The sequence below is a fragment of the Streptomyces sp. NPDC006551 genome (assembly GCF_040611675.1).
Lineage (GTDB): Bacteria > Actinomycetota > Actinomycetes > Streptomycetales > Streptomycetaceae > Streptomyces.
This window is the reverse complement of record NZ_JBEXOT010000022.1, coordinates 64,154-82,479: the sequence shown is the minus strand read 5'-3', so window position 1 is coordinate 82,479 and position 18,326 is coordinate 64,154. Positions and strand designations below refer to the sequence as shown.

The 18,326-nt window shown below is 71.2% G+C and carries 17 protein-coding genes and 1 pseudogene; 11 read left to right on the top strand and 7 right to left on the bottom strand.

Annotated features, from left to right (window positions below; translation table 11 throughout):
• The first annotated feature begins 7 nt into the window (after window positions 1-7).
• Window positions 8-697, top strand: a complete 690-nt coding sequence (locus ABZY12_RS20615) for a hypothetical protein (protein ID WP_356892284.1) — start codon at window positions 8-10, stop codon at window positions 695-697.
• Window positions 697-1,692: a serine/threonine-protein kinase gene (locus tag ABZY12_RS20610; protein WP_356892282.1), complete on the top strand. Its 996-nt coding sequence runs from the start codon at window positions 697-699 to the stop codon at window positions 1,690-1,692. The genes ABZY12_RS20615 and ABZY12_RS20610 overlap by 1 nt, the downstream gene beginning before the upstream one ends.
• Window positions 1,693-1,771: 79 nt before the next feature.
• On the opposite strand, the gene ABZY12_RS20605 is transcribed toward ABZY12_RS20610, so the two are convergent.
• On the bottom strand, window positions 1,772-3,097 hold the full coding sequence (locus ABZY12_RS20605) for a streptophobe family protein (protein WP_356892280.1): 1,326 nt from the start codon (window positions 3,095-3,097) through the stop codon (window positions 1,772-1,774).
• A 93-nt stretch (window positions 3,098-3,190) separates the two neighbouring features.
• On the opposite strand from ABZY12_RS20605, the gene ABZY12_RS20600 reads away from it, so the two are divergent.
• The gene (locus ABZY12_RS20600; protein WP_356892278.1) at window positions 3,191-4,537 is read left to right on the top strand and encodes a DUF6777 domain-containing protein; all 1,347 of its coding nucleotides are present in this window, start codon (window positions 3,191-3,193) and stop codon (window positions 4,535-4,537) included.
• A gap of 221 nt (window positions 4,538-4,758) precedes the next feature.
• Here the strand turns inward: ABZY12_RS20600 and ABZY12_RS20595 are convergent, their stop codons facing one another.
• Complete coding sequence (locus tag ABZY12_RS20595) at window positions 4,759-5,316, bottom strand: universal stress protein (RefSeq protein WP_356892276.1); 558 nt, start codon at window positions 5,314-5,316, stop codon at window positions 4,759-4,761.
• A gap of 330 nt (window positions 5,317-5,646) precedes the next feature.
• Between ABZY12_RS20595 and ABZY12_RS20590 the strand changes: the two genes are divergently transcribed.
• Window positions 5,647-7,128, top strand: a complete 1,482-nt coding sequence (locus ABZY12_RS20590; protein ID WP_356892274.1) for a PLP-dependent aminotransferase family protein — start codon at window positions 5,647-5,649, stop codon at window positions 7,126-7,128.
• Between the two features lie 17 nt (window positions 7,129-7,145).
• On the opposite strand, the gene ABZY12_RS20585 is transcribed toward ABZY12_RS20590, so the two are convergent.
• Both ABZY12_RS20585 and ABZY12_RS20580 read right to left on the bottom strand, forming a co-directional pair.
• Window positions 7,146-7,544, bottom strand: a complete 399-nt coding sequence (locus ABZY12_RS20585) for a nuclear transport factor 2 family protein (RefSeq protein WP_356892272.1) — start codon at window positions 7,542-7,544, stop codon at window positions 7,146-7,148.
• 226 nt (window positions 7,545-7,770) lie between these two features.
• Complete coding sequence (locus ABZY12_RS20580) at window positions 7,771-8,019, bottom strand: hypothetical protein (RefSeq protein WP_356892270.1); 249 nt, start codon at window positions 8,017-8,019, stop codon at window positions 7,771-7,773.
• A gap of 1,039 nt (window positions 8,020-9,058) precedes the next feature.
• Here ABZY12_RS20580 and ABZY12_RS20575 point away from each other — a divergent pair.
• Window positions 9,059-9,800: pseudogene (locus ABZY12_RS20575) on the top strand (transposase family protein).
• A 73-nt stretch (window positions 9,801-9,873) separates the two neighbouring features.
• Here ABZY12_RS20575 and ABZY12_RS20570 read toward each other — a convergent pair.
• Entirely contained in the window at window positions 9,874-11,019 is a 1,146-nt protein-coding gene (locus ABZY12_RS20570) for an SMI1/KNR4 family protein (RefSeq protein ID WP_356892268.1), read from the bottom strand.
• 272 nt (window positions 11,020-11,291) lie between these two features.
• Between ABZY12_RS20570 and ABZY12_RS20565 the strand changes: the two genes are divergently transcribed.
• Window positions 11,292-11,609, top strand: coding sequence for a hypothetical protein (locus ABZY12_RS20565; RefSeq protein ID WP_356892266.1), 318 nt, complete (start codon window positions 11,292-11,294; stop codon window positions 11,607-11,609).
• A gap of 72 nt (window positions 11,610-11,681) precedes the next feature.
• Here ABZY12_RS20565 and ABZY12_RS20560 read toward each other — a convergent pair whose 3' ends face one another.
• Window positions 11,682-12,116 (bottom strand): VOC family protein, encoded by a 435-nt coding sequence (locus tag ABZY12_RS20560; protein ID WP_356892264.1) that lies wholly within the window; start codon window positions 12,114-12,116, stop codon window positions 11,682-11,684.
• A 92-nt stretch (window positions 12,117-12,208) separates the two neighbouring features.
• Here ABZY12_RS20560 and ABZY12_RS20555 point away from each other — a divergent pair, with 92 nt between their 5' ends.
• The gene (locus ABZY12_RS20555) at window positions 12,209-12,712 is read left to right on the top strand and encodes an FBP domain-containing protein (RefSeq protein ID WP_356892262.1); all 504 of its coding nucleotides are present in this window, start codon (window positions 12,209-12,211) and stop codon (window positions 12,710-12,712) included.
• Window positions 12,713-12,799: 87 nt separating this feature from the next.
• Here the strand turns inward: ABZY12_RS20555 and ABZY12_RS20550 are convergent, their stop codons facing one another.
• Window positions 12,800-13,993 (bottom strand): acyl-CoA dehydrogenase family protein, encoded by a 1,194-nt coding sequence (locus ABZY12_RS20550; RefSeq protein ID WP_356892260.1) that lies wholly within the window; start codon window positions 13,991-13,993, stop codon window positions 12,800-12,802.
• A 137-nt stretch (window positions 13,994-14,130) separates the two neighbouring features.
• Between ABZY12_RS20550 and ABZY12_RS20545 the strand changes: the two genes are divergently transcribed.
• From ABZY12_RS20545 to ABZY12_RS20530, 4 genes are all read left to right on the top strand, one after another.
• Window positions 14,131-15,315: a CoA transferase gene (locus ABZY12_RS20545; protein ID WP_356892258.1), complete on the top strand. Its 1,185-nt coding sequence runs from the start codon at window positions 14,131-14,133 to the stop codon at window positions 15,313-15,315.
• Between the two features lie 64 nt (window positions 15,316-15,379).
• Entirely contained in the window at window positions 15,380-16,045 is a 666-nt protein-coding gene (locus ABZY12_RS20540; RefSeq protein ID WP_356892256.1) for a GntR family transcriptional regulator, read from the top strand.
• A gap of 360 nt (window positions 16,046-16,405) precedes the next feature.
• Entirely contained in the window at window positions 16,406-16,834 is a 429-nt protein-coding gene (locus tag ABZY12_RS20535) for a VOC family protein (protein WP_356892254.1), read from the top strand.
• A 208-nt stretch (window positions 16,835-17,042) separates the two neighbouring features.
• Window positions 17,043-18,254, top strand: coding sequence for a glycoside hydrolase family 64 protein (locus ABZY12_RS20530; protein WP_356892252.1), 1,212 nt, complete (start codon window positions 17,043-17,045; stop codon window positions 18,252-18,254).
• Window positions 18,255-18,326: the final 72 nt, after the last annotated feature.

Below are 18,326 nucleotides of genomic sequence, written 5' to 3'. Positions count from 1 at the left end.
GTGGCCCATGGGCTTCACGGTCACTCCCCCGGTACCGGAGTACGTCTCGGACTTCCGGCCGACGCATGTCGTGCCCCGCGACGGGCTGCCCGCCTGGGAGGCGCCCGATCCGGGGCTGCCGACGGAGCCGCTCGACGCGTTCCTGCCCGTGGAGCTGGCGGAGCGGCTCGGCGACTGGGGGCGGATCGTGTGCTCCAACGGCTGGTCCGCCTGGGTCGACGCCCGACTGCTGGTCTCCGTACCCGTGGATCCCCCGGCGACCCGCCGGCCGCTCGCCAGGACGGCGGATCCCCGGCCGCTGATCGCCCGCGTCGAGGAGTCGCTCGGCCGCTACCGGCGGGCGGCGGAGGAACTCGCGGCCGGCCGCGTCGACGGCGAGGCGTTCCGGCGCCGTACGCGCGGACTACGCGTGGGGATGGTGGTCGACGGCGAGTCGCTCTGGCTGTACGACGCCGAGCACGAGCGGTGGGTGTACTGCGACGGGACCGTTCTCGGTACGTACGCGGCCTCGGCCGCGCCGTCGCTGGCCTCGTCCGTCCCTGCCGAGGAGGGGCGCCCCGCGGCCGTCGGGCACGAACCGACACAGGTGGTGCCGCGGATCGAGCAGGAGGGCGGGCCACGGGCGTCGGAGCCCGCCGGTCCGCCGCCGACGCAGGTGGTGGACCGGTTCCCGATACCGGGTGAGGACGAGGGCTGATGGCCGGGGCCGCCCGCGACACGGACCTGCCCGTCGGCCGCGAGTCGGGGCTGGTCGGCAAGCGGATCGCCGGCTACGTGGTGCAGGGCGAGATCGGGCGCGGCGGGATGGCGGTCGTGTACCGGGCGCTCGACGTGAGACTGGACCGGACGGTGGCGCTGAAGCTTCTGGCGCCCGAGCTGGCCCGCAACGACACCTTCCGCAAGAGGTTCGCGCACGAGTCGCGGGTGGCCGCCGCGATCGACCATCCGCACATCGTGCCCGTCTTCGAGGCGGGCGAGACGGAGGGGGTGCTCTACATCGCGATGCGGTACGTCGCCGGACAGGACCTGCGGGCGCTCCTGGACCGCGAGGGCGCGCTGCCGTCGGCGAAGGCGGGGCGGATCGCCGTCCAGGTGGCTTCGGCGCTGGACGCGGCGCACGCGCACGACCTGGTGCACCGCGATGTGAAACCGGGGAACATCCTGGTCGCGGAGGGGACCGACCGGGACCATCCGGAGCATGTGTACCTCACCGACTTCGGTCTGACGAAGAAGTCGCTGTCGTTGACCGGCCTGACGACGGTCGGGCAGTTCGTGGGCACGCTCGACTACGTGGCACCCGAGCAGATCTCGGGGAAGCCGGTGGACGGCCGGTGCGACGTGTACAGCCTGGCGTGTGTGGTGTTCGAGACCCTGACGGGCGTGCCGCCGTTCCGCAGGGACGACGACATGGCGCTGCTCTGGGCCCATCAGTACGATCCGCCCCCGCCGCTGTCCGCGGAGCGGCCCGGGCTTCCGGAGGAGGCCGACGCGGTGCTCGCGAAGGCGCTGGCGAAGACGCCGGAGGAGCGGTACGGGACGTGCCTGGAGTTCGTGGCCGAGCTACGGGCGTCCCTGGAGCGGGCCGGCGGTCCCGGGCCCGTACGCCAGGAGGAAGGGCGGGGTCCGCGCCCGCCCGAGACTCCACCGGAGCCGCCGAAGTGGGCGCTTCCGGTGTTCAGGGAGCGCTTCTAGCGGTCTTGTGGCTTGTGGCTTGTGGGCTTGTGGCTTGTGGCTTGTGGCTTGTGGCTCACGGCGACTGGTGAGGGTGCTTCTAGGAGCGCTTCCAGCGGGGCGCGTCCGTGCCGGGGCCGGTCTTGGCGTCCTCGGCGTCCTCGGCGTCGATCTCGCCGCGGCGCCGGACCGGGCGGGCGAGCAGGGCGCCGAGGAAGCCGGCGACGAGGCCCCAGAGCAGGGCGAGCCCGGCCGTCTTCCAGACGTGCGGGCGCAGCAGGACCTCGCCGCCGAGGGACCCGAGGTCGCCGATGCCGAGGATGGAGAGACCGAATCGGGCCTCGACGAGCGTGACCGGGGCGACGACGAGGATGGTCAGCGCGAAGGCGATTCCTCCGTGCAGGGCGTGCTGCCAGAGGCGGATCCGGGCCGGTGAGCGGACAGCCGCGACGAAGGCGGCACCGAGCAGCAGGACGGCGGCGATGGGCAGGAGCCACCAGGCTCGCCCGTCGTGGGCGGCCAGCGAGGAGAGGTCCACCGTGGAGAGGTCGGCGCCGTCCGGTCCGCGCAGCACCGAGTCGAGGATCTGCGGCATGGGCAACCCGAACGGCCCCTCCGCCCTGCCTTCCCAGGAGCCTCCGATGCCGACACCGAGGGCGAGCCAGGTGACGTTGGGCAGGCCGAGCAGGAGGACGGCGAGGGTCTCGGCCGGGTGCCCCCTGGTGGTGGCGACGACCACGCCGACGACCAGGCCGATCAGGACGTACGCGAGGAGCAGGAGGAGCATCGCGAAGGCGGCCGGGCGGACCGGTTCCTGGTAGCGGACGAGCCGGGGCGGCAGCGGGGTGCGCCGCGAGACCAGCAGCGCGACGAGGAGCACGCCGAGGATCCAGAGGAGCCCGAAGAAGAGGGTGGGGCCCAGGTCGGTACGGAACCCGACGGTGGGGTTCGCCGCTTCGAGGAGTTCACCGAAGAGGTCGCCCAGGGTGTCCTGTTCCTCGCCGCCGCCGATCGTGATGCGGAAGTCGTGCCGCGCGAGGGCGGAGAGCCCGGCGAGGGCGGCGAGCCAGAGCAGGACAGTGCGGCCGGCCCGGGCCGGCAGTTCGCTGGGGCGGGCGACCGCGTGGTGGCGCAGGGGACGCAGGAAGCAGAAGCCGGTGACCAGTGCGCCCACCAGGGTGACGGTGAGGGGCATGGCGGTCAGTTCGGCGTCCGTACCGGCGAGAGCTCCGGCGTCGCCGGAGAGGTCGACCTGTCCGCCGACGGCCATGACGACGACCGCGGCGACGACGGAGAGGAATCCGCCGGGCAGGTCGGCGGCTCCGGCGGCCCAGAGGCCGAGCGCGGCCGTGACGGCCATCGCGAGGAACCCGGCCAGGACCGCGGCCAGCGCCTCAGCCCAGGCTCGGGCGGGGTGACTGCTCACCCGGCCCACGCTAGTACCGGTGGAGGATGTCCGCTTGCGGGCGGCGCCCGTTCCGCGCACACAATGGGCGCGGAACGGAAGAAAGGGAAAAACGTGACTTCCCACCCGCCGTCCGGCCGCCCCTCGGTTCCCCCCACAGGCCCGCCTTCGGGCCCTCTCTCCGGCCCGGGCGCCCGCCCCGGGCCGCCGGGCCCCCCGCCACCCACCGGGCCGCCCTACGGCGGCTCCGGGGGCGGTGCGGGAGGTCCGGGCGGTCCGGGCGGTGGTTCCGGTGGCGGGCCGACCGGCGGTGGCGCGGGTGACGACCGCGGCGGTGCCGGCGGTGGCAGGCCCGGCGCGGGTGGAGGCGGAGGTGCGGGCGGCCCGTGGTGGCGTTCGGTTCCCAAGATCGCGTCGGCGACCGCCGTCCTGGTCGCGGCCGTCGCGCTGATCGTCGTCCTCACCCGTTCGGACGGCAACGGCGACGGCGGCGGCGGTACGGCTACCGGCGGCGGCGAGGTGTTCCTGCAGAACGCCTCCGCCACGGGCCCCGATCCGTTCACCCGGTCGACGGCCCGCGCCACGGACACCGGGCAGTCCCCCGCCCCGCTGCCCAGCCCGTCACGGCCGGCCGATGCCACCGCCACGCGCAGCATCGCCGGTTCAGCCCCGGGCCTGTACGGCGGTACGCGGCGGGTGGCGAGCTGCGACGTCGAGCAGCAGGTCCGCTATCTGGCCGAAGAGCCCGCCAAGAACGCGGCCTTCGCCTCGGTCCTCGGCATCACGGCCAACGAAGTCCCCGGCTATCTGCGCTCCCTGACGCCGCTGCAGCTCCGTGTCGACACGCGGGTCACCAACCACGGCTTCAAGGGCGGCGCTTCCACTTCGTACCAGGCGGTCCTCCAGGCCGGTACGGCGGTCCTCGTCGACGAGCGCGGGGTGCCCCGGGTCCGGTGCGCGTGCGGGAACCCGCTGAAGGAGCCCGTCGCCCAGAGGGCGCCGAGGACGACCGGGGCCGCCTGGCCGGGCTATCAGCCGTCCCAGGTGGTCGTCATCGCGCCCGCCGCGACGGTCGTGAACGTCTTCGTCGTCTACGACCCCGAGGACGACGGCTGGTTCGCCCGGGAGCCGGGAGACACCGGGCGGCAGGACAGGCCGACCTCTCCACCGCCGAGACCCCCGTCCCCTTCCGTCTCGGACCTGGTCACCGGTTCGCCGTCGAAGCCCCCGAAGTCCCCGGAGTCCCCGCCCGCGCCGGTCACCTCGGACTCCGCCACCTCGTCGTCCCCCGCCCACGAGTCGCCCGAGACGCCGACGTCGCCGGCGTCGGAGAGCAAGGTCACCGACCAGTCGTCGCTGGACCGGTCGGCCTCGCAGGAGAGCCCGCCGACCGACGAGCCCGGGACCGAGTCCCCGCCGGCCTCGCCACAGTCACCACCGGACACCGCTCCGGGGCCGTGACCGCCGCACGCCTTCCCGGCCCGGACCACCAGCGGGTTTCCGAGCCGGTCTTCTGAGCACCGGGGAGCGGACCGAAGAGCTGATGGGACCGACGACACGGCGACGATCGCGGCCCAGGGTCCGCGCGTACGGGGTTCAGACCCGGACGCCTCCGCGGCCCAGGGTCCACGCGAACGGCTCAGACCCGGACGCCTCCGCGGCCCAGGGTCCACGCGAACGGCTCAGATCCGGACGCCACGGACGCCGTACGGTGCGTGCGCATCGGCGCTCCGGCGCAGGACACGTGCCTCGCCGGGAAGCAGCGCGGGCCCCGGCACGGTGAGTACCGGGCGGCCCGCCCGGCCCAGGACCGCGCGCAGCACGGGTCGCGGGCGCAGCCGACCGAGCCGGCCGCGGGCGGGCCTGGCACCGAGGACGAGCAGATCGTCGGGCCGATCCGCCATGGCGCACAGAGCCGCCGCCGGGGACTCTCTGACGACTCGTCGCGCGACCGCTGGAGGGTGCGGACCACCGGAGAGGAGGGGCCCGAGGCCGTCCAAGACCGCCCGGTCCAGGCGCGTGCGTGCCGCCTCGCCCCACATCCGCGCCCACGACCTGTCCGGTCGGCAAGCGAAGAGGGCCTCCCCCTCCGGGGGCTCCCAGGCCAACACCGCGAGCACCTCCGCGTCCTCGCGCCGCGCCAGGACAGCCGCGTGACGGAGGGCGGCCGGTGAGGCGAGCGAGCCGCTCACACCGACGACGACCCTGCGCCCGGAGGGACGGGCGCGAGGGCCGCTCACGCCGTTCCGACCCTCCGGACCGTTTCGGCTGTTGGGACCGTTTCGTGCGGCCGGGGTCGGGGCCGGGCGGCGGGGCTCGGGGCCGTCCGGCGACCGGCCTCGCGGCTGCGGAGCGCCGCCCCGCGCAGCCGAGCGATCCAGGCGGCGACCGGCAGCGGCCGCGTCCCGCGCTCCTCGGCCCGCCGCTGCCACGTCCGCTCGTCGCGGTCGGTGAAGTGTCCTGACATGTCTCGTCTCCTTGTCCGCTGATGCGGGTATGGCCACCAGGCCACTGAGAGGAGTCTGTAGGCTTATTGGACTGGACAGCAGGGCCAATGAGGAGTGATTGGCGTGGCAGAGGCTCGAGTTGCCCGCACCGTGGTCCACACGGCGGACCGCACGCTGACGGGCCGCCAACTGGCGGCGCTGCTCACCAGGCCGCCGGAGGGCAGGTTCGGCTATCGCGAGCTGGCCCGCGCCGTCCGCGAGGCGCTGCTCGACGGGCGCGTCGCGCTACGCCTGCGGCTGCCCGCCGAGCGGGAGCTCGCGGCCGTGCTCGCGGTGAGCCGCACGACGGTGACCGGCGCCTACGACCTGCTGCGGGAGAGCGGTTACGCACACAGCCGGCGGGGCGCCGGCACCTGGACGGCGCTGCCGGACGGCCAGGCCCCGAGCAGCCTGGCCGCGTTCCTCGGCGACGCCGACGCCACGGTCGACCTCGCCCTCGCCGCCCTGGAGGCGCCCACCGAGGAACTGACCGAGGCGCTCGCGGCCGCTTCCGCCGAACTCCCCCGCCTGGCGAGGTCGCAGGGTTATCACCCGTACGGTCTGCCGGAGCTCCGCTCGGCGATCGCCGACCGCTACACGCGCCGTGGTCTGCCGACGCTCCCGGAGCAGATTCTCGTCACGACGGGCGCCCAGCAGGCGGTCTCCCTCGCCCTGGCGCTGCTCGGCGGACCCGGCGACCGGGCGCTGGCCGAGAACCCCTCGTACCCCAACGCCCTGGACGCGATGCGCGGCCGACGGCTGCGCGTCACTCCCGTCCCGGTGATGGAGGCGGGCTGGGACAGCGGGCTCGTCGACGCGGCGCTTCGACAGACGGCTCCCCGACTGGCGTACCTGATACCGGACTTCCACAATCCGACCGGGCAGCTGATGCCGGACGCGCAGCGCGGCGAGGTGGCGCGCTCGGCGCATGCCACCGGTACCTGGCTCGTGGTCGACGAGACGCTCACGGACATCGCCCTGGACGTGCCGGCCCCGCGGCCGTTCGTGGCGTCGGCAAGGGCGGGCGTCTCCGACCAGATCATCAGCGTCGGCTCGTTGAGCAAGAGCTGCTGGGGCGGACTGCGCGTCGGCTGGATACGCGCCACGTCCCGCGTGGTCACCGAGCTGGCGCGGGTCCGCGTCACCGCCGATCTGGCGGGCTCGGTGCTCGACCAGCTGGTCGCCGTCGAGCTGATCGACCGACTCGACACCATCCTGCCGCGACGGGCCGAGGAGTTGCGGCTCCGCCGCGATGCCCTGACGACGGCCCTCGCCCGCCACCTCCCGGACTGGCACTGGACCCAGCCGCCCGGAGGTCTCTGCCTCTGGATCGACCTCGGCCGCCCGATCGCCTCGTCGCTCGCCGCACGGGCGCTGCGCCATGGCGTACGGGTGGAGGGCGGCGCCCGTTTCGGTGTCGATCCGGGCACTCACGAGCACCGGCTGCGGATCCCCTTCGCCCTGCCGGCGGACCGGTACGAGACGGCCGCCGAGCGTCTGGCCGCCGCCCTGGAGGGCGCTCCGCCCCGCTTCTCGGACCCCGCTCTGCCGGACTGGGTGGCCTGAGCGACGACCGCCTGCGGTCAGGGCTGGTCGTACCAGGCGAACGCCGCGATCCGCCAGCCCTCGGGAGTGCGGACGAACTGGATCGTCTTGGTCCCGCCCCCTTCGAACGGCTCACCGTCCAAGATCCCGGACTTGCGGTACTCGCCGAACCGCGACGCGATATCGCCCACGATCTCAGTCCGTTCGGAGGTCTCCCATTCGGAGAACTCGACCAGCCGCCCCTCGGTCAACACCCGCCGACGCGGCTCGATGAACTCGTCCACGGTGTACACGGTGAAGTCCGGACCGGTCATGACGATCACGCCACCCGGAACGACCAGTCGGCGGATCCGATCCACATCGGGAGTCTTGCCGCCCCGGTTGTCGAAGGCATCGAAGAATTCGGCGGTCAGCAGGTCTATCTCGGTCTTGGACATGGCACGACGCTAACACCGAGGGACCGCGGGCCATCCTCGGTCCGACAGGCCGCGGCACGTCACCGAGCGGACCGCCGCGCACCGTCCAAGCACCTGGTAGTCCACCGGCGACGGCACGCGTCGCCGAGTCTTCGCACCTGCCTGCGGTAGTGGGCGCACAGACCGGGTGCGGCCGGGGGGCCGGCTCTACGGCATGCTCCGCCTGCGGGACCGCACCCGGCCTCTCTCAGGGGAGAAGACTTCGCAGCACGGCGCCCCATGTATCCAGCGCCCGCTGCAATTGGTCTCCCGTGGCTGCCGCCGTCGACAGCGCGAGGAGGACGGACGTGATGATCCCACGATTTCGTTGGTCGGGAGGGGTGTTCGCGGCGGTGGCCAGGTATTCGACGTTGTCGAGCAGATCTTGGCGCTGCGAGTCTTCCAAGCCGTCCTGGCTCAGGACAGCTTGCTGGATCCCTTTCAGCGCGTCTGCCACTTCCGAGCCGCTCTGTTGTGCGACGCCGGCGACAGTGGAGTCGATGTTGGCGATCTGGGCGGCGAACCGACTGCCGTAGAAAGTCCCACCACTGAAATCCGGTGGCGGAGCACCATCGCCGCCCGTGAACGCGGCGAGCGCCTTCTCGGTCTCCTCGCACCATGCCTCGATGGTCGGCCCTCCGGACGCTCCGGCCGCCAGGGACTCGTCCAGGGTCCGTCCTGCGGCGATCTGCCGGGTGAGTCCTCAGCGACAAGTCGGGCCGACACGCCTTCGTCGAGGCGTGCGTAGCGAGGCGGATGCACTTCGTCGGGTGGAGAAAACAGGGGGTCCGAACATCTGACCACTTGCCGAGCCATTTCCGCCAAGAACCTGAGGTGAGCGAGAAAGTCTCCCGAGTAATCCCGAGCGTCACCCGTCCTTATGCAACAGTCCCGGTAGTAGTCCAGTCGATCCCCTCGCCAGGGTGCCGATCTGCACGGACCATCGAGATCCAGGTCTGTGATGAAATCTGCCGCCACTCGGCTCCCCGGATCGCGGCCCTCGATCCGATATCGCAAACCTCTTGGGAGCACGTTACTGGTTTTCAACCAGTCATAGGCGGCGTCAAAATCTCGGAGTGCCCGTGTTTTTGCGCGACGGAGGAGCGTTCCTGCCCCTCTGGTCTGCCACCCAGCCACAGTGTCTGCGAGCTCATCCGCCCGCGTGGCACGCTACGTAACTCGGTCCACAAGTACTCCCGGACCACGGATTCCTGATCAGCGATGACGCGCCGAGCGGTCTCTCCCTGCATGGCGACCATCGTGCAGACGGGGAGTCGCGCGGGGCAAGGAGGCGCACTCGCAGCTCGTGGGCGGGCCGTGGACGGGCTGTCCGTCGACCGAATCGGCCTCCGCTCCGACCTGGTCACCGAGACGCTGTGACTGAGCTTCTTCGAGTTGGCCACCGATCGGGTGATGGTCGTGAAGCGCAACGAACGAGGCCCCGAGCTGTTGATCGAGATGTCTGACGTCTCAATCACGTTGCTCGGGGGGCCTCGTTGGTCATCCATCCTGCCGCACTTGACCTGCCGCATGCGCTCGTGGAGTGGGTCGCCATGCTGGTTGTCACTCGTGAGGGCGACCGGCGCTGCAAGCTCCGTCGTCCCAGCGGGCGATGGTGGCACTGGTGTACCTGCGAGAGCACACCACTCTGGCGAAGATCGCCGCCGGGTTCGGGATCAGCGAGTCCACCGCCCACGCCTACACCCGCGCGGTCGTCGACCTGCTCGCCGAACGAGCACCGGGTCTACTCAAGACGCTGCGCGAGCACGATCCCGACTTCATCCTGCTCGACGGAACCCTCGCCGAGTGCGACCGGGTCGGCGACGGCCGGGCCGACTACTCCCACAGACACCGGCGCCACGGAGTGAACGTGCAGGTCGTCACCGACCCGGGCGGCCGGCTGCTGTGGCTCTCGCCCGCCCTGCCGGGCCGCACACACGACCTGACCGCCGCCCGCACCCACCGGATCATCCGGATCTGCGAGCGCCAGGGCGTTCCCATCCTGGCCGATCTCGCCTACCAAGGCGCAGGACCGTGGCTGACGACCGGCATCAAACGCAAGCCACTCCAGGAACTCACTCCCACCGAAAAGACCGGGCGCTGGCCGCAGCACGAGCGCCCGTTGAACGCGGTGTCGCGAGCCTGAAGTCCTGGCGGATCTTCCGCAGGTCCCGGTGCAGCCCCAACCGCATGACGTCAATCGTCAAGGCCATCCTCACGCTGGAGCGGCAGCGCTGAAGATCCTTAGTGAGCGCTTCGTCTGGCGATAACCGCCACATGAAGCGCTCACGCGGAACCGAAACCCCTGGGGTCAGTCCTGATCTTGGCTGTACTGGGCCGCGTACCAACTGGAGTCGATGGCGGGGTTGCGCAGCACCCCCCAGAATCGGTCGTCAGGTATCGGTGGCAGGGGCTGATTGCCCAGGTCCGCATGCAGATCCGCACGCCAGTCGAGAGTGAAGTGACTCCGGAGCTCCGCGCTCTCGCACACGGACCTGTAGGGGGACCCCCAGATCCCAAGGGCTATCTTCTCCGCGGCCCACCTGCGAATGTTGTCTCGGCTGGCATCGGCCTGCGCGAGCACCGCGCGGAGGCGCAGGGCGAGCGGATCGGTCTGGTCCGGCCGTGGCGGGGCCGCACCGCGCTCCCACGCGTCGAGGGCTGCCTTGACCTCCGGGTAGTTGTTCAGGCCTGTTCCGACCGCCAGTCTGCGCAGTTGCTTCCGCGCGGCCTCAACCACCTGCTCATACGGCAGGACTGCGATCAGCGCACCGAGTTCCTCATGCCCGTCCAGGTAGCTCACGTGGAGGAGGTCGGTGGGACTGTAGGACAGGTCCAGCTCTGGAAGATGCTCATCCGGTCCGGGAAGGGGCTCGTCGGCACTGCACTCCGGCCTGGCAGGCGGACGCGCCTCCCAGAACAGCCGGCCGTTGAACGTGACGACACCGGCGTCATGGCCGCGCTCAAGCCGGTCGGCCAATTCGGCCAGATACTCACCCAGCGAGTCGGCCTCCCCGAAACTGGTGCCGGTCTCGTCGAAGAACCGTCCGATCACACCGAAGGAGTCCCGCCCACTACGGCAATCCATCAGGAGGCCGTCCGACGTCACGTCGTAAGAACCGAACTTCACGTAATCGTGAAGCCAGTAGCCCTCGGTCTCCCCGTCGAGGCCCTGGTCGATGCCGCGCATGAACCCGGTACCCCCGAGGATTCCGCTCACTCCGAGCAGCCGGTCGCCCGTGCTGAAGCGGAAAGCCTCAGGTCCCTCCAGCGCCCCGTTGTGCCGGAGGAGTGAAGCGACCAGGTCCGGAGGAAAGGTGACACCCAGTTCCTGTTGCGCTGCTGCGATCTCCTCGCCGCCTGCAGGCGGCCGAAGCGTGGCAAACGTGCGGGGCGCGTGCTCGCGCAGCCACGCGTCGATGCGAGTCCATGAGTCCTGGACCAGGTCTGATGTCATAGGGCCGACCTTAGAACCAGCGGCTGACAACAGCTTGATCGTCGCTCACCGGCCTTGCCGCCGGGTTGGCGTTCAGGCCGGCAAGCTTCGAGCGGCCCCTTGTCCCGGCTCACCAAGCTGCTGGCACCGGACGCTGCAGCCGCCCACTCGACGCTGAAGCGCTCAGTCGCAATCACCCGATCGGTGGCCAACTCGAAGAAGCTCACTGGAGTGGGGTGTCAGTTCACCTCCCCGCCACTTGAGACGATTCACCGCGGCATTACATTTCGGGCGTGGACATACCTGTCGCGGTCCGCTGGGTGCTCCTGGCTCTGGCTGTTCTCCAGCTTCTCTCCCTCATCTCCATCCTGCGCCGGATGCGCCAACCCGACGCCGGGCTCCGGGCCGAGGCGCGGCTGGACCTCCTCGACGCCGCCGGCAGCGTGGCACTCCTCACCGGCATCGTGCTCGGCAACACCATGGTCGTGCTTTGCGGCTTGACCGTCATGGGCTCGGTCATCGCGGTGAAGGGAATCCGGTCACTCCGGGCTCGTCGGCAGGCTGACCCGCGGAGCCGGCATGTGGAACCTGCTCGACCGGACAAGTCCTAGGCGGGAGGCGAGGGAGCCTCCCGAGCGCGGACCGGAGGCTCGCTTGGCGCGGGCCCGCGCTCCGGAGGCTCCCTACCGCGTACCGAAGTCGGGCAAGGTCAGGGTGCCGTCGGCCGCGAGGGGGAAGCCGGGGTTGTGGGCGATCTCCCAGGCGTGGCCGTCGGGGTCGAGGAAGACACCGGCGTAGCCGCCGTACGAGGTAGGGGCGGCCGGGCGCGTGACGGTGGCGCCCGCCTCGTGCGCCGCCGACAGGAGCGCGTCGACCTCGGCGGGCGAGCGGACGTTGTGGGCCAGGGCGATGCCGCCGAAACCATCGGTGGGCGTGGCGGCGACACCGCAGTCCGCGGCGAGCTTGCCGTGGCCCCACAGGACCAGGCCGAGGCCGCCCGCCTGGAAGAAGACGGTCTCCTCGACCTCCTGGCCCCTCCAGCCGAGGCTCTCGTAGAAGGCGCGGGCGCGGGCCAGGTCGGCGACGCCGAGGGTGACGAGACTGATGCGCTGTTCCATGGATTCAACATAACGGCGCCCTGCCCGTCGCACCCCATGCCCGGGGCGAAAATCGGATGCCCGGGCCGAGGAGTGCGTGTACGGTCCAACGAGTGGAACCTCTTACCGACCGACAGATCCGTTCGTCCTTCGTGAACTGTACGAAGGGTGAGGCAAGCCGGCTCCGACTGCCGCTGGACTTCGCCGAACTCCCCTGGCAGGACCTCGACTTCCTCGGCTGGGTCGACCCCGGCGCGCCGCTGCGCGCCCATCTGGTCGTCCCACGCGAGGACGGGCCGCTCGGCATCACGCTGCGGGTGCCGGGCACGAGCCGCACCAGCGCGGTCAAGTCCAGTCTCTGCCAGGTCTGCCTGACGGGTCACGCATCCTCCGGTGTCACCCTGCTCGCGGCGCCGCTCGCCGGCAGCCGCGGACGTGAGGGGAACACGGTCGGGATCTACGTCTGTGCCGACCTGGCCTGTTCCCTGTACGTCCGCGGCAAGCGCCAGCCCAAGCTGCGGGCGGGCCGCCACGAGGAGTCCCTCGCGCCGGAGGAGCGGATCGACCGGATGATGACCAACCTGAACGCGTTCCTCGCCAAGGTGACGGCCGGCTAGCAGGTGTCTCGCCGATCCTGCCGGATCAGCGGACCCGGCAGGATCGGCGGGCACCCCGCAAGGGATCCCCAGCGGGGCCGGGCGGTGTCAGCGGAAGGCCGCCTCGCCCGTGAGGGCCTTGCCGACGACCAGGGAGTGCACCTCGCTGGTGCCCTCGTAGGTGAGCACCGACTCGAGGTTGTTGGCGTGGCGCATCACCGGGTACTCCAGGGTGATGCCGTTGGCTCCCAGAATCGTGCGGCACTCGCGGGCGATCGCGATCGCCTCGCGCACGTTGTTCAGCTTGCCGACGCTGACCTGCTCGGGCGTGAGCTGCCCGGCGTCCTTGAGCCGGCCGAGGTGGAGGGCGAGGAGCATGCCCTTGCCGAGCTCCAAGGCCATGTCGGCGAGCTTCTGCTGGGTGAGCTGGTAGGAGGCCAGGGACCGCTCGAAGACGATGCGGTCGCCGGCGTAGGAGATCGCCGTCTCCAGGCAGTCGCGGGCCGCTCCGAGGGCGCCGAAGACGATGCCGAAACGGGCCTCGTTGAGGCAGCCGAGCGGGCCGGACAGACCGCGGGCCGCCGGAAGCATCGCGTCGGCCGGCAGCCGTACGTCCTGCAGGACCAGCTCGCTGGTGACGCTGGCCCGCAGGGACAGCTTCTGCTTGATCTCCGGGGCGGTGAAGCCCGGGGTGCCGGCAGGCACCAGGAAGCCTCGGACGCCGTCGTCGGTCCTGGCCCAGACGACGGCGACGTCGGCGACCGATCCGTTGGTGATCCACATCTTCGTGCCGTTGAGCACCCAGTCCCCGCCGTCCCGCTTGGCGTGGGTGCGCATGGCTCCGGGGTCCGATCCGGCGTCCGGCTCGGTGAGCCCGAAGCAGCCGATGTACTCGCCGGCCGCCATACCGGGCAGCCACCGCCGCTTCTGCTCCTCGGAGCCGTACTTCCAGATCGCGTACATGGCGAGCGAGCCCTGCACGGAGACCAGGCTGCGCAGACCGGAGTCGACGGCCTCCAGCTCCAGGCAGGCGAGGCCGTACGCGACGGCGTTGGTGCCCGCGCAGCCGTAGCCCTCCAGGTGCATGCCGAGCACGCCGATGCCGCCGAGTTCACGGGCGAGTTCGCGGGCCGGAATGGCGCCGTGCTCGAACCAGTCGGCGACGTGCGGGCGCAGTTCGCGGTCCGCCATGGCCCGGACGGTCCGGCGGATCTCGCGCTCCTCGTCGGTCAGCAGGCCGTCGACGGCGAGCAGATCGAAGGGGTGGACGGGTGACGACTTCGACGCGGCGGGCGACTTCACGGACGGCCTCCAAGCGGCTGCGGCAACACGGCGTTACGAAGCCTAGCCGGAGATCGGATTTTGGATCCAGTATTGAATATCCGTTCTGCGGTGCGTACGTTCGCCGTGGATCCGATCGCCGGCGGAGGGGAAGCGGGATGCGCGCAGATCGACCGGGGACGCCGGGAACGCCGAGCCGGGGCGCCCTGTCCGGAATCGTCGTCGCCGACTTCGGCCGGGTGCTCGCCGGACCGTACATGACGATGCTCCTCGCCGACCTCGGTGCCGATGTGATCAAGATTGAGCGGCCCGGCTCCGGCGACGACACCCGGGCGTGGGGCCCGCCCTTCGCCGAAGGGGAGGCGACGTACTTCCTCGGAGTGAACCGCAACAAGCGGTCCATCGCCCTCGATCTGACGGACCCGTCGGACCGGGAGACGGCCCGGGCCGTCGTCGACCGCGCCGACGTCCTGGTCGAGAACTTCCGGCCCGGGACCATGGAGAAGCTGGGCCTCGGCCACGAGGAGGTACGGGCCTCCAACCCGGGGCTCATCTACTGCTCGGTGACCGGGTTCGGCTCCGCCGAGGGCGCCCGGCTGCCGGGCTACGACCTCCTCGTGCAGGCCATGGGCGGGCTGATGAGCGTCACCGGGGAACCCGGCGGCCAGGGTACGAAGGCGGGCGTCGCGCTCGTCGACGTCATCACCGGGCTGCACGCGGGCATCGGCATCCTCGCGGCCCTGCGCCACCGGGAACGTACCGGCGAGGGACAGCGGATCGAGGTCTCCCTGCTCACCTCCCTCCTCTCCGCGCTCACCAACCAGTCGGCGGCCTATCTCGGTGCCGGGGTCGTACCGCGGGCCATGGGCAACCGGCATCCGAGCATCGCCCCGTACGAGGTCTTCGAGGCGAAGGACCGGCCGCTGGTGCTCGCGGTGGGCAACGACCGGCAGTTCCGTACGCTCTGTGAACGGCTCGCCCTCCCCGGCCTCGCCGACGACCCCCGGTTCGCGACCAACACCGCCCGGGTCGCGCACCGCGAGGAGCTGGCCGAGGCGCTCGCGGGTCCGCTCTCCCGGCGGACCGCCGACGGCTGGTTCGAGGAACTGACGGCGGCCGGGGTGCCGTGCGGGCCCATCAACGACCTGGCGGCCGCCTTCGAGCTCGCCGGCCGGCTCGGCCTCGACCCCCGGATCCCCGCCGACCTGGCCGGGCCCGGTCAGGTCGCCCACCCGATCGCACTCGACGGCACTCCGCCCGTGTACCACCGCCCTCCCCCGCGCCTCGGGGAGCACACGGAGGCCCTGCTCGGTGAGCTGGGGCTGCCACCTCGTACGCCATAGGAAGATGTACGGCACCGGCAGCGCGTGTCCGGCCGGTAAGCGATGCGAAGGAAGGTCACAGGCGATGAGCAGCGCGGTACAGAAGCGGCGGCCGCCGACCGCCCAGCAGTTCGTCCTGGAGGAGCTGCGGCGCGCCATCACCAGTGGGGAGCTCAGGCCGGGCGGGCAGATCCGGCAGGACGCGCTCGCGGCCCGGCTCGACGTGAGCCGGGTGCCGCTGCGGGAGGCCCTGAAGACCCTGGAGGCCGAGGGGCTCGTGGTGCACCACGTCCACCGGGGCTACTTCGTCGCCGAGCTGTCGCTGGCCGACCTGGAGGAGATCTACCGCATCCGCGACCTCCTGGAGACCGAGGCCGTCCGTCTCGCCATGGCCCGGGCCGAGGACGGGCTGACCGCCGCGCTCGAGAGGATCCAGCGTGAGGTGGAACGCGCCGCCGACGCCGGTGACGTGACGGCGATGGCCGCGGCCAACCGCCGTTTCCACTTCACGCTCGTCGAGGCGTCCGGGATGCCCCGGCTGGTCCGGCTGATCGCGACCCTGTGGGACGCCACCGACGCGTACCGCTCGCTGTACTACACCGAGGTCCCCCACCGCGAGCGCGCCGTGCGCGAGCACCGGGCGGTCATTTCGGCGATCCGTCACGGCGACACGGACGCCGCCCTCCAATGGCTCCACGAACACCGCGCCCACGCGGTCGCGGCACTCCGCGACATCCTCGACCTGGAGTGATCCCGCATCGGCCCGGGCTCACGGGGCCCGCCGATCACGCCGGGCACGTCGTTCACGCCAAGTGCGTCGGTCACGCCACGCCCCGCCGCGCGGCCGGACCCGTCGGCGGGGAAACCGGACCCGCCGAGGGTGAGATCCGGCGGTCGGCCGGGAAACCGCGTTGCCCCGGTCGGCGACCGACACTAGGGTCGATCAGGTGACTGCCGGGTCGGCCATGGGCCATGCACGAGTGGGGCTCCCGGCCTCGGCATGAGCTCGAGGCGGGCCAGAGGCCCGCCCCCTTTCTCCGCGTCTTCGCCCCGGTGCCCGCCTTCGCGGCGCCCCGACCCAGCAGATCCGAGACCCGGAGAAACCACCCACATGTCTGATGAGCGGAAGTCCCCGCACGCGTCCGAGCTGCCGGTCACGACCGTCCAGCTGAACCACACCGTCGTCTACGCCCGCGACCGCCGGCTGTCGGCCGAGTTCCTCGCCGCCATCCTCGGGCTGGAGGTCGGCGCTCCGTTCGGACCGTTCCTGCCGGTCGACCTCGGCAACGGCGTGACCCTCGACTATTACGAGCTGGCCGACGAGCCGATCCAGTCGCAGCACTACGCGTTCCTCGTGCCCGAAGCGCGGTTCGACACCATGATCGCCCGCCTGGAGGCCGTCGGCGTCACCTACTACGCCGACCCGAGCCACACCGAACCGGGCAAGATCAACGGTCTGTTCGGCGGTCGCGGCGCGTACTTCGACGATCCCGACGGCCACAACATGGAGATCATGACCCGGCCCTACGTCCGCCGCTAGGTTCCGCGAAACCAAAGCGCCGCCCCTGCGCCCCGATCCCCAGGGGTCTCCTCGGGACAGGGGCGGCTCGGTAGCCCCGGAACCTCGCGGAGACGTCACAACCATTGACAGGCTCACAACATTCTCACCATTCTGAGAGCGCTCTCAAAGCGCAGTTCGCGCCTCTCGTCACCACCCCCACGATCCCCCCACCCCCGAGGAGCCCCCCATGCCCTCCCGTCGTCGACGCAGGTTGCGCCTGCTCGCCCCGCTCGCCGTCGCCGCGCTGATCGGCACCGCCGTCGGCGTGGCCGGCCCCTCCCCCACCGTCCAGGCCGCCGCCGTCCCCACCACCATTCCGCTCACCTTCACGAACAACTCGGGCCGCGGCGAGCAGGTCTACGTCTACAACCTCGGCACCGAGCTCTCCACCGGCCGACAGGGCTGGGCCGACGCGAACGGCACCTTCCACCCGTGGCCCGCCGGCGGCTCGACACCCGTACCCGCGCCCGACGCCTCGATCACGGGACCGGCCGCCGGCCGGTCCATGACGATCCGGCTGCCGAAGTTCTCGGGCCGGATCTACTTCAGTTACGGCCAGAAGCTCGTCTTCAAGCTCGCGACGGGCGGTCTCGTCCAGCCGGCGGTCCAGAATCCGAGCGACCCCAACCGGAACATCCTGTTCAACTGGTCCGAGTACACGCTCAACGACTCTGGCCTGTGGATCAACAGCACCCAGGTCGACATGGTCTCCGCGCCGTACGCCGTCGGCGTCAAGCGCCCGGACGGGAGCGTCGCGAGCACGGGCCGGCTCAAGCCGGGCGGCTACCGGGGCTTCTTCGACGCGCTGCGGGGCCAGCCCGGCGGCTGGGCGAACCTCGTCCAGACCCGCGCCGACGGCACCGTGCTGCGCGCGCTGGCACCGGGACACGGCATCGAGGCGGGGGCGCTTCCCGCGAACGTCATGAACGACTACATCAACCGCGTCTGGACGAAGTACGCCACGTCCACCCTGACGGTGACCCCCTTCGCGAACCAGCCGTCGGTGAAGTACTACGGCCGGGTCTCCGGCAACGTCATGAACTTCACCAACGGCTCCGGGGCGCTCGTCACGTCGTTCCAGAAGCCCGACTCCGACAGCGTCTTCGGCTGCTACAAGATGCTCGACGCCCCGAACGACCAGGTCCGCGGCCCCATCTCCCGTACGCTGTGCGCCGGTTACAACCGCTCCACCCTCCTCACCAACCCGAATCAGCCGGACACCTCGTCGGCCGGGTTCTACAAGGACGTGGTGACCAACCACTACTCCCGCAAGATCCACGCCCAGATGGTGGACGGCAAGGCGTACGGCTTCGCCTTCGACGACGTGGGCGCGCACGAATCGCTGGTGCACGACGGCAACCCCCAGCAGGCGTACGTCACGCTCGACCCGTTCGACTAGGAAGGGTCCGGCCCGGCCGTACCCGGGCTCCTGTGTCCATGTGAGGGATCATGGACACAGGAGCGGAGAAAG

What these genes read in the sequence shown, in the direction of transcription:
- ABZY12_RS20570 (WP_356892268.1), bottom strand. Translation starts at nt 11,019, where the DNA reads ATGACATCAGACCTGGTCCAGGACTCATGGACTCGCATCGACGCGTGG.
- ABZY12_RS20545 (WP_356892258.1), top strand. Translation starts at nt 14,131, where the DNA reads ATGCGCGCAGATCGACCGGGGACGCCGGGAACGCCGAGCCGGGGCGCC.
- ABZY12_RS20530 (WP_356892252.1), top strand. Translation starts at nt 17,043, where the DNA reads ATGCCCTCCCGTCGTCGACGCAGGTTGCGCCTGCTCGCCCCGCTCGCC.
- ABZY12_RS20610 (WP_356892282.1), top strand. Translation starts at nt 697, where the DNA reads ATGGCCGGGGCCGCCCGCGACACGGACCTGCCCGTCGGCCGCGAGTCG.
- ABZY12_RS20585 (WP_356892272.1), bottom strand. Translation starts at nt 7,544, where the DNA reads ATGTCCAAGACCGAGATAGACCTGCTGACCGCCGAATTCTTCGATGCC.
- ABZY12_RS20615 (WP_356892284.1), top strand. Translation starts at nt 8, where the DNA reads ATGGGCTTCACGGTCACTCCCCCGGTACCGGAGTACGTCTCGGACTTC.
- ABZY12_RS20540 (WP_356892256.1), top strand. Translation starts at nt 15,380, where the DNA reads ATGAGCAGCGCGGTACAGAAGCGGCGGCCGCCGACCGCCCAGCAGTTC.
- ABZY12_RS20560 (WP_356892264.1), bottom strand. Translation starts at nt 12,116, where the DNA reads ATGGAACAGCGCATCAGTCTCGTCACCCTCGGCGTCGCCGACCTGGCC.
- ABZY12_RS20535 (WP_356892254.1), top strand. Translation starts at nt 16,406, where the DNA reads ATGTCTGATGAGCGGAAGTCCCCGCACGCGTCCGAGCTGCCGGTCACG.